Source organism: Actinomadura sp. HBU206391 (assembly GCF_014323665.1).
In the GTDB taxonomy this organism is placed as follows: Bacteria; Actinomycetota; Actinomycetes; order Streptosporangiales; family Streptosporangiaceae; genus Actinomadura_C.
This window is the reverse complement of record NZ_JABVEB010000208.1, coordinates 1-9,384: the sequence shown is the minus strand read 5'-3', so window position 1 is coordinate 9,384 and position 9,384 is coordinate 1. Positions and strand designations below refer to the sequence as shown.

Genomic DNA, 9,384 nt, shown 5'->3' with positions numbered 1-9,384 from the left:
CCATGAGGTGGCCGAAGGTGCGCTGGTCGACGAAGCGGAGATCGAGACCTCCGTCGACGAACGTCATCCGTACCCGCAGGTGCTTCTCTAGCGGGCTGTCGGGGTCGACCACGAGCAGTTGCCCGCTCATGCCGAGGTGCGCCAGCAACGCCTCGGCCGCGTCCTCGGGCCGGGGAGTCTCACCGGGCTGCACGGGATCGGCGACGGGGAGCCACAGGTACTTTCCCCGGCGCTCGGCGCCGAGCACCGTCCGGCCGGTCAACCGGGCGGCGAAGTCGGCGGGGCCGGCCTCGTGCCGCCGGACGGCGCGCGAGTGCAGGACCGTGACCGACGCGATCGTCCGGCCGGACACCCAGCTCTCCACGCCACGGCGTACGACCTCGACCTCGGGTAGCTCAGGCACCGGCGGTCCCCGGCAGCACGAGTGCCTGGGCCACGATCACCCGTTCCCCGTTGTAGGTCAGGGCCGGCGAGCCGTACAGCTCATACCCGTCATCCAGGAGCGCGCTGACGCGCTCGCAGAACTCGGCGTCGTCCGGCCCCGTGATCAGCCGGTAGCTCAGGGGGTCCTGTTCGTTCATACGTGCAGCGTAGTGAGGATCAGGCCCCGCCCGCGGCCCCGTCGGGCTCACGTGCGGTGGCCAGGGCCCGGATCTCGGTCCAGGCCGCCTCGGCCGCGTGCTGCTCGGCCTCTTTCTTGCTGTGGCCCTCGCCGTTGCCGTACACCTTGCCGCCCACCCGCACCGACGCGCGGAACGTCTTCTGGTGGTCGGGGCCGCTCTCGACGACGTGATACTCGGGAACCCCGAGTTCCTCCACTGCGGTGAGCTCCTGTAGCGAGGTCTTCCAGTCCAGCCCGGCGCCCAGGCTCGCTGACCGGTCGATCAGCGCGTCGAAGAGCCGGTGCACGAGGTCGGAGGCCTCGACGAGGCCCCGGTCGAGGTAGACGGCGCCGATGAGCGCCTCGAGGGTGTCGGCCAGGATCGATGACTTGTCCCGGCCGCCGGTGCCCTCCTCGCCCCGGCCGAGCCGGATGTGAGCGCCCACCCCCAGCCCGCGGGCCACGCCGGCGAGCGCCCGCATGTTGACCACTGCGGCGCGCAGCTTGGCCAGCTGTCCTTCGGGAAGGTCGGGGTGGCCGCGGAACAGGGTGTCGGTGACCACCAGGCCGAGCACGGAGTCGCCGAGGAACTCCAGCCGCTCGTTGGTGGGCAGGCCGCCGTTCTCGTAGGCGTACGAACGGTGCGTCAGCGCCCGCTCGAGAAGCGCGTCGTCCATTTTGACGCCGAGGGCGCGCTCCAGCTCGGCGCGATCCGGTGCAGGGTCAGGAGTCTTCAGACTCACACGTCCTCCTCGTAGCTCCACACGTCATCGTGCGTCCGTCGCTACGGCGAGTGACATGCCCGGTGACGGAACGCGTCACACGGACCGGAATTCCTCGAAGACGAGGTGTGCGCCGGTGAGTCGATCCCCCGGCGTACACCACGGCCTCGGGCGTTCCCGAGCCACCCACCCGACGTCCGCACTCGAGCCGGGTTCGAGCCCGCTGGAGGCGGACCCACCCAGCCGAAAAGGAAAGGATTGCATGATCACGCGGCGTACCGAGCGCGAGCAGCGCTCCGCGATACGTGATCATGCAATCCCGCCCCCGCCCCAGGCATGATCGGCTGATCGCCGCCGACGGTTGCCCCGGGCCGGGAATCAAGCCGGCGTGATGACTTGACGCCGGTCGTAGGTACCGCAGGTCGGGCATGCGGTGTGCGGCAGCTTCGGGTCGCGGCACTGCGGGCACTCGACAAGGGTCGGCGCCGCGGTCTTCCACTGCGAACGCCGGTGCCGCGTGTTGCTGCGCGACTTCTTCCGCTTCGGGACGGCCACCTCAGCCCTCCTGGCTTTCTTCTCGTTGGTCCTGTAGGTCTTTCAGCGCCGCCCACCGGGGGTCGACGGCGTCATGGTGGTGACCGGGCTCGGCGTCCGCCAGCCGGACACCGCACTCGGTGCACAGGCCGGGACAGTCGTCCCGGCACAACGGGGACAACGGCAGCGCAAGCACCACCGCGTCCCGCAGCGCCGGCTCGAGATCGATGAAATCTCCCTCGAGTCGAAGCTCATCCTCTCCGGCAGCGTGTCGCATGCTGCCGATGCGGATGTCGGGATAGACGAAGAGCTCCTGGAACTCCACCTCGAAGGTCGAGGCGAGCGGATCCAGGCAGCGCGAGCACTCCCCGACGAGAGGCACCCGCGTCGTGCCCGTGACGAGCACACCCTCCATGACCGCCTCGAGCCGGAGGTCCAGCTCGAGTTCTGCGTCCTTCGGCACGCCGACCATCTCGACGCCGAGACTCTCCGGAGCCGGCACGGTCAGGCTCTCTTCGCGCATCGACCCCGGTCGGCGACCCAGAGCTCGGGTGTCGAGCACCAGCGGGGCGCGGGGATCAAGGCGAGACAGAGGTCTCCTGCTTTCGTGGGGCATGGCGAATCGGTGGCCGACGGACATGGCCGAAGCCCCAGGATAGCGAACAGATCCGAGGGACCCAACTCAGGCTTCGGAAAGGCGCCTCACCAGGCGTTCGTGGATGATCTCCGGGACGAGCCCGGAGATGTCCCCGCCGTACTTCGCGATCTCCTTCATCAGGCTGGAGGAGAGGAAGGAGTACAGCGGGTTGGTGGCCATGAACATCGTCTCGACCCCGGCCATGCGATGGTTCATCTGCGCCATCTGGAGCTCGTAGTCGAAGTCGCTGACGGCGCGCAGTCCCTTGATGATCACCGGGATGTCGTGCTGCCGGCAGTAGTCCACGAGCAGCCCGTGGAACTTGTCCACCCGGACGTTCCCGTATTCCTGGGTCACATCGCGGAGCATGTCGATACGCTCGTCGACGGTGAAGAGGCCCTGCTTCGAGTAGTTGATCAACACGGCCACGACGACCTCGTCGTACAGACGGGACGCCCGGCTGATGATGTCGAGGTGGCCGTTGGTCACTGGGTCGAACGAACCCGGACAGACGACACTGCGCACGAAGTAAAACCTCCGGTCAGAGGCGGAGACCTGTGGCGCGACCGTACCAAACCGGCCACGGTGGCGACGCGCCCGCCTCACCCCTTGCGGGCTACATCACCCGGCCGTACCACAGCATCGCCTCGCCGTACCGTCGCTCGCGCTCCGCGGCGTAGCCGGGCGGCCAGGTCAGGGCGCCGCTGCGGGCGGCCCGTTCCACGACCACCAAGGTGTCCGGTGCCGTCCAGCCGTTGTCGCGCAGCGAGCCGAGCAGGTCGGTGATCGCGTCATCGCCCAGGGCGTACGGGGGGTCGACGAAGATCAGGTCGTAGGGTGTGTCGCAACCGCGCCGGACGACCCGTTCGACCCGGTCCGCCACGAGTTCGGCCCCGGGCAGCCCGAGCCCGGCGATGTTGTCGCGGATGACCCGGGCCGCACGGGCGTGCGACTCGACGAGCAGAGCGTGCTCGGCGCCCCGGGACAGCGCCTCCAGCCCCACGGCGCCGGACCCCGCGTACAGGTCCGCGACCCGGCAGCCGTCGAGCGGGCCGAGCAGCGCCAGTACGGTCGAGAACAGCCCCTCCCGGGCGCGGTCGCTGGTCGGGCGGGTGTCACGCCCCGTCGGTACGGCTATCCGCCGCCCTCCGGCGATTCCTGCGATGACTCGGGTCACCCACTCAGTGTGCCCGGCCGGACGAGCGGCGGGCGACGGAGACGTCCGGCCGACCGCACGGGAGAAACTGCGGGAATCGTTCCGCAGAACAATACGATTCCTTTCGGAACGCTACGTTACGTGACACGATGGGTGCCAACCGTGGGGCGGCAGTGGCTGGTGAAGCGCCGGTGCCGCCCGATCCCTCCACATCACGGCAGGAGATTCGACCATGCGCCTGGTTACCAGAGCGGTGACGACGGCCGGCGTGACGGTCCTGGGCATCACCGTCATGGGCGGCATGGCTCAGGCCGACACGACCACTGGTGATTCACCGCTCCTCTCCGGCCTCACCGACACCGTGACCGGCACCACGAAGCTCGTCGACGGGCTCGTGGGCTCGGTCACTCAGCCCGGTGAGCAGCGCCGCGGCTCCAAGCGGAAGGGCGCCCGGCCGCCCGTCGTCGATGTCGGCGCCAAGATCGAGACCCCGGCCGTCGTGCCCCTCCGGGCCTCGGTGGGCGCCTCGGTGAAGGCGGGTACGCAGAGCGGCCTGTCCGTGCGGGCGGCGGCCGACGTCTGCCTCGGCGCCACCGCGGCGTGCGGGAACGGCGGCGCTCCCCCAGGACCGCCCAGGCCGCCGACGGAGCCGGGTCCGCCGCCCGGACCCTCCCGGCCACCGGCGCCCTCGGCGCCGCCGGCGAATCCCCCCGCGGCGGCGGGAGAGACCGGAGCGTCGCCCAACGCGCTGTCGTCCCAGAGCGGCACCCTGCCGTTCACGGGAGGGCGCGTCGACACTCTCACCGGCCTGGCGGGCGTGCTGGTGCTCACGGGAGCGGCCTCGATCGCCGTCACCCGCAGGCGTGCGGAGAGCGACTCCTGACGCACCCCTCCGGCCGGCCCTGACGTACGCTCCAGCCGGTCCTGACGTGCGCCTCCAGCCGGTCTCCTGACGTAACCCTCAGGGCGGTCCCGGACGTACGCCTCCATATAGGGAAAGTCGGCTCAGGCCTTTTCGAGGTACTGCGCGCGCTCGTCGTCGAGCAGCGCGGCCAGTTCGGCGGCGAGACCGGGGCTTCCCGCGAGTTCCGGGTCGGCCTCGACGACGGCGGCCGCCTCCTGGCGGGCTTTGAGGATCACGTCCTCGTCGCGCAGCAGGGTGAGCAGTTTGAGGCTGGAGGCCCGGCCGGCCTGGGCCGCTCCGAGCACGTCGCCCTCGCGGCGCTGCTCGAGGTCCAGCCGGGACAGCTCGAAGCCGTCGGTGGTCGAGGCGACCGCCGCAAGCCGTTCCCTGATCTTGGTGCCGTCGGGGGCCTCGGTGACGAGCAGGCAGAGCCCGGGAAGGCTGCCCCGGCCGACCCGGCCGCGTAGCTGATGCAGCTGTGAGACGCCGAACCTGTCGGCATCCATGATCATCATCACCGTCGCATTGGGGACGTCGACCCCGACCTCGATCACCGTGGTGGCGAGCAGGACGTCGAGCTCGCGGGCCGCGAACCTCTGCATGACGGCTTCTTTCTCATCCGCGTGCAGCTTGCCGTGCAGCACACCGATGCGGAGCCCGGACAGGTGCTCCTCTTCGAGGCTGGGCAGCAGGTCGAGGACGGCCAGTGGCGGACGCCGCTCGCCCTCGTCGTCCTTGGGCTCCACGTCGCCCTCATCGCCCTCCTGCTCACCGATCCGCGGGCAGACGATGTAGGTCTGCCGGCCCTGTGCCGCCTCTTCCCTGATCCGCTCCCAGGCCCGCTGGAGGAAGGCGGGCTTCTCCGGCGGTACGACGTGTGTCTTGATCTCCGCTCGGCCGGCCGGCAGCTGGCTGAGGACCGAGGTGTCGAGGTCGCCGAACACCGTCATCGCGACCGTTCGGGGGATCGGCGTCGCCGTCATGACGAGCACGTGCGGGCGGCCGCCGGACACCTTCTCCCGCAGCGCGTCCCGCTGCTCGACCCCGAAGCGGTGCTGCTCGTCGACGACGACCAGCCCGAGGTCGGCGAACTGCACGTGCTCCTGCAGCAGGGCGTGCGTCCCGACCACGATCCCCGCGGCGCCGGAGGCGGCGTCGAGCAGGGCCGTGCGCCGCGCCTTGGCGCCCTGTGAGCCGGTGAGCAGCGCCACCCGCGTCGCCCGGTCGGCCCCGCCCAGCTGGCCCGCCTGGGCGAGCGGGCCGAGCATTCCGACGATCGAACGGTAGTGCTGCTGGGCGAGGACCTCGGTGGGCGCGAGCAGCGCCGCCTGCCCGCCGGCGTCGACGACCTGCAGCATCGCGCGCAGAGCGCACATGGTCTTGCCCGATCCGACGTCGCCCTGGAGCAGGCGGTGCATCGGATGTTCACGGGCCAGTTCGGCGGCGATCTCCTCGCCGACCGAGAGCTGCCCCTCGGTGAGGGTGAACGGCAGTCGCTGGTCGAACTCGCCGAGCAGCCCGTCCTCGGTCCTCGGCCGGGCCTTGGCGGGCAGCGAGCCGGCGGCCCGCCGCCGCCGGGCGAGCGCCAGCTGCAGGAGGAACGCCTCATCCCATTTCAGCCGCTTGCGGGCCCGTGACAGCTCCGCGAAGTCCTTGGGCCGATGGATACCCTCGTACGCCTCGCTCAGCCGGATGAAGCCGTGGTCGTGGAGGATCGGCTCGGGCATTGGATCGACGCCGATGTCCACCGTGTCGAGAATCATCTTCACGCAGTCGGTGATCTTCCAGGACTCCAGGCCCTTGGTCGCCGGATAGACCGGGATCAGCTCCTCGGCGAACTCCCGCGCGACCTCCGACATCCCGCTCCCCGAAGGTCCGGAGGCGGCCACCGGCCGGTAGTCGGGATGGGTGAGCTGTTTCTTCACGCCCTGCCTGGTGCGGTAGAAGGACACTTTGCCGGCGAACAGCGCCCGGGTGCCCGGTGGCAGCTCGCGCTCGGGCTTGAAGGCCGCCTTCTTCCCGAAGAACGTCAGCATCAGCTCGCCGCGCCCGTCGGTGACCGTGACCTCAAGCAGATAGCCGGGCCGCTTCGTGATCGTCCGGCCCTGGACCTTCCGTACCTCGGCCATGACCGTGACGTGCTCGCCCTCGACCAGCTCGGACAGGTCCGTGAGCTCACCGCGCTCGGCGTAGCGCCGGGGGTAATGGCACAGCAGATCTCCGACGGTGTGCAGGTCGAGTCCTTCGGCCATCACCTTGGCCGTACGGTCACCGAGCGCTTTGCGCAGCGGCTCGTCGAGTTTCGCCACAGTGCTACCCACAGGCCTATTACAGACCATCCACGACGGCGCGCGTGCGCGAAGGCGGTCTGTCGCCCGAGCCTCACTCGACGCCGATGAGCAGCGGCCGGCGCTCCTGGCCGCCCTCGTACACGACGAACTCGACGTCGGGCCGCTCGGCGCGCAGGCGGCCCTCCACCACGGCGGCCACCCCCGGCGGCGCCGCCAGTCCCGTGATCAGCGTGACGAGCTCGCCGCCGCCGGCGAGCATGCGGCCGAGAATGTGCAGGCCCACCTCGGTCAGGTCGGTGCCGATCACGCACACGTCGCCCTCGATCAGCCCGAGAACGTCGCCGGGCTGGCAGATGCCGGCACTGGTCACGGCCTCCTGCCCGGCGATCTCCACATGCCCGAACCGGGTCGCTCCCGCCGCCCGCGTCATGGCGATCACGTCGTCGTCGAAGCGGCGCAGCGCGTCGTGCACCGCCAGGGCGGCCAGCCCCTGCACCGACGCCTCCGTGGGCAGCACGGCGATGCGCACCCCGCTGTCACCGGCCCGCTCCGCAGCGGCCTCGGCGACCGTCAGCACGTCGGGATCGCCCGGCAGTACGACCACCTCGTCGCCGGCCGCCAAGATCGCCTCAACCAGCACCGTGACCGGCGGGACGGCGCCCGGCTCACGGCGGACGACCCGGGCGCCGCAGCTCTCGAACAGCGACGCCAGGCCACCGGCGGCCGTCACCGCCACGACTCCCCGGCCGGTGCAGGGCGCCTGCGGCCCTCCCGCCCCGTGCGGGGCGGCGTGCAGGCAGGTGACCCTGACGCGGTGCGGCCGCCCGGTGGCGAGCCCCGCCTCGATGGCCGCGCCGGCGTCGTCGACGTGCACATGGACGTTCCAGAGCCCCTCCCCGCCGACGACGACCAGCGAGTCGCCGAGCCCGTCCAGCGCCTGCCGCAGGGCCGGGACGGCATCGTCGGGGGCGTCGAGCAGGTACATCACCTCATAGCCGCGATCGACCGGCTCCGCGGGCCCGGGCAGACGCGTGCCGCCGTCGCCGGGCACCGGGGCGCGGGCGGGCACCGCGTAGCCGTCGGGGAACTCGTCAGTGATCACCGCGGCGAGCGTCTCCAGCACGACGCACAGACCCGCGCCTCCAGCGTCGACCACCCCGTTGCGGGCGAGCACGTCGAGTTGCTCGGGGGTCCGCGACAGCGCCGATCTGGCCGCCTCGGCGGCCGCCCGGGCCACCGCTGCGAGCGTGGGGCCGCCGGTGGCCGGCTCGGCCGCGGTGGCGGCGGCGGCCGAGGTCAGCACGCTCAAGATCGTGCCCTCGACGGGATGGGCCACGGCGGTACGTGCGAGCGCGGCGGCGTATCCGAGCGCCTCATCGAGCACCTGTCCGTCGGCCATGACCCCGGGCTTGCCGAGGACGTCGGCCAGCCCGAGGAAGACCTGGCTGAGGATCACCCCCGAGTTCCCGCGCGCGCCGAGCAGCGCCCCCTGCGCCAGCGCCCTCCAGGTCTCCTCCGCGCCCGCGTCCGGGGGCAGGCCCGCCAGGGCCTCCGCCGCGGCCAGCACGGTGAGGTGGAGGTTGGTGCCGGTGTCGCGGTCGGGCACGGGAAAGACGTTGAGCCCGTCGATCTCACCGCGGATACGGCCCAGCGCCTCGGCCGCGAGGCCGCACCAATGCCGTACACCGGACGCGTCCAGGATCTCTCGCACGCCCACCTCCGTTTTCCGGCGAGATTATCCTCATCGGACAGACCGTCCCGGCGGAACGGTTTCGCAGGCTGATTCGCGTGGTGGTCGGGCCGTCGGCTACTCTTGGTAGGTCGTCCCCGCTGGGGACCTTTTGGCGAGCGACCGATCAGGGCGCTCAAGCATCGATACCACTTGGAGTTTCCCGTGGCTTCCGTCTGCGACGTCTGCGGCAAGGGACCCGGTTTCGGCATGAGTGTCTCCCACTCGCACCGCCGCACCCCGCGCCGCTGGAACCCCAACATCCAGCGTGTTCGTGCCGTCGTCGGCCGCACCACCAAGCGGATCAACGCCTGCACGTCCTGCATCAAGGCTGGCAAGGTCCAGCGGCCCACCGCCTGAGGCGGCCCCGTACGTCCCAGTCGGCTCACCGTACCGCGGTGGGCCGACTTCGTCCTTCGTGAGCGATCACGGACTCGGGTTCGAACCGTTGTCCGCCGGCACGGGAGCGACCGTGGACTCGGTCTCGTCGCGCTGCCGGTCGAGTTCATCCTGATCGATCCCGGGAGCCGAGGGCGGTCGTGGCGCATAGCCGTCTCGCGCCTTGCGGGCGAGATCGGCCTGGCTCTGGCGGTTGCCGCTCCCGTTGTCGGCTCCGCTGTCGGGGGCCTTGCTCGGCGGGCGGGTCGAAGTCCTCGCCCGCGAGGTCGCCGGCGTGGCATCGCGCTTGGTGCCGTTCGCGCAGGAACCGGTCTCGCCGCACGCCGGAGTCGCACTCCGGCTCACCGACACGGGAGTGGGCGGAGGATCCTCCGCCCCGCCGAGCCACCCGGCATCCATGGCGATCACGCC

General features: G+C 71.1%; 12 protein-coding genes. 2 read left to right on the top strand and 10 right to left on the bottom strand.

All coding sequences use genetic code 11. The features are described from left to right. From HKK72_RS31215 to rsmD, 7 genes are all read right to left on the bottom strand, one after another. Positions 1 to 403 (bottom strand): DNA-formamidopyrimidine glycosylase family protein (locus HKK72_RS31215; protein WP_315987543.1); only part of this gene is annotated, 403 nt, incomplete at its 3' end. Next, on the bottom strand, positions 396 to 581 hold the full coding sequence (locus HKK72_RS31210; protein WP_187238025.1) for a DUF1737 domain-containing protein: 186 nt from the start codon (positions 579 to 581) through the stop codon (positions 396 to 398). The genes HKK72_RS31215 and HKK72_RS31210, both read right to left, overlap by 8 nt. A gap of 19 nt (positions 582 to 600) precedes the next feature. Next, positions 601 to 1,344, bottom strand: coding sequence for a ribonuclease III (gene rnc / locus HKK72_RS31205; RefSeq protein WP_410050361.1), 744 nt, complete (start codon positions 1,342 to 1,344; stop codon positions 601 to 603). Positions 1,345 to 1,701: 357 nt separating this feature from the next. Continuing rightward, on the bottom strand, positions 1,702 to 1,878 hold the full coding sequence (gene rpmF, locus HKK72_RS31200; RefSeq protein ID WP_187238024.1) for a 50S ribosomal protein L32: 177 nt from the start codon (positions 1,876 to 1,878) through the stop codon (positions 1,702 to 1,704). Position 1,879: 1 nt separating this feature from the next. After that, positions 1,880 to 2,473 (bottom strand): YceD family protein, encoded by a 594-nt coding sequence (locus tag HKK72_RS31195; RefSeq protein WP_187238023.1) that lies wholly within the window; start codon positions 2,471 to 2,473, stop codon positions 1,880 to 1,882. 66 nt (positions 2,474 to 2,539) lie between these two features. Beyond that, on the bottom strand, positions 2,540 to 3,019 hold the full coding sequence (gene coaD / locus HKK72_RS31190; protein ID WP_187238022.1) for a pantetheine-phosphate adenylyltransferase: 480 nt from the start codon (positions 3,017 to 3,019) through the stop codon (positions 2,540 to 2,542). A 91-nt stretch (positions 3,020 to 3,110) separates the two neighbouring features. Then, entirely contained in the window at positions 3,111 to 3,671 is a 561-nt protein-coding gene (gene rsmD / locus HKK72_RS31185) for a 16S rRNA (guanine(966)-N(2))-methyltransferase RsmD (protein WP_187238021.1), read from the bottom strand. A gap of 211 nt (positions 3,672 to 3,882) precedes the next feature. Here rsmD and HKK72_RS31180 point away from each other — a divergent pair, with 211 nt between their 5' ends. Further along, positions 3,883 to 4,533, top strand: a complete 651-nt coding sequence (locus HKK72_RS31180) for a hypothetical protein (protein WP_187238020.1) — start codon at positions 3,883 to 3,885, stop codon at positions 4,531 to 4,533. Between the two features lie 122 nt (positions 4,534 to 4,655). On the opposite strand, the gene recG is transcribed toward HKK72_RS31180, so the two are convergent. After that, positions 4,656 to 6,863 (bottom strand): ATP-dependent DNA helicase RecG, encoded by a 2,208-nt coding sequence (gene recG, locus HKK72_RS31175; RefSeq protein WP_315987544.1) that lies wholly within the window; start codon positions 6,861 to 6,863, stop codon positions 4,656 to 4,658. 73 nt (positions 6,864 to 6,936) lie between these two features. After that, positions 6,937 to 8,556 (bottom strand): DAK2 domain-containing protein, encoded by a 1,620-nt coding sequence (locus tag HKK72_RS31170; protein WP_187238018.1) that lies wholly within the window; start codon positions 8,554 to 8,556, stop codon positions 6,937 to 6,939. A 183-nt stretch (positions 8,557 to 8,739) separates the two neighbouring features. Here HKK72_RS31170 and rpmB point away from each other — a divergent pair, with 183 nt between their 5' ends. After that, entirely contained in the window at positions 8,740 to 8,934 is a 195-nt protein-coding gene (gene rpmB, locus HKK72_RS31165) for a 50S ribosomal protein L28 (RefSeq protein ID WP_187238017.1), read from the top strand. Between the two features lie 66 nt (positions 8,935 to 9,000). Here the strand turns inward: rpmB and HKK72_RS31160 are convergent. After that, on the bottom strand, positions 9,001 to 9,384 hold a 384-nt coding region (locus HKK72_RS31160; protein WP_222721366.1), incomplete at its 5' end, for a hypothetical protein.

What these genes read in the sequence shown, in the direction of transcription:
- HKK72_RS31180 (WP_187238020.1), top strand. Translation starts at nt 3,883, where the DNA reads ATGCGCCTGGTTACCAGAGCGGTGACGACGGCCGGCGTGACGGTCCTG.
- HKK72_RS31210 (WP_187238025.1), bottom strand. Translation starts at nt 581, where the DNA reads ATGAACGAACAGGACCCCCTGAGCTACCGGCTGATCACGGGGCCGGAC.
- HKK72_RS31195 (WP_187238023.1), bottom strand. Translation starts at nt 2,473, where the DNA reads ATGCCCCACGAAAGCAGGAGACCTCTGTCTCGCCTTGATCCCCGCGCC.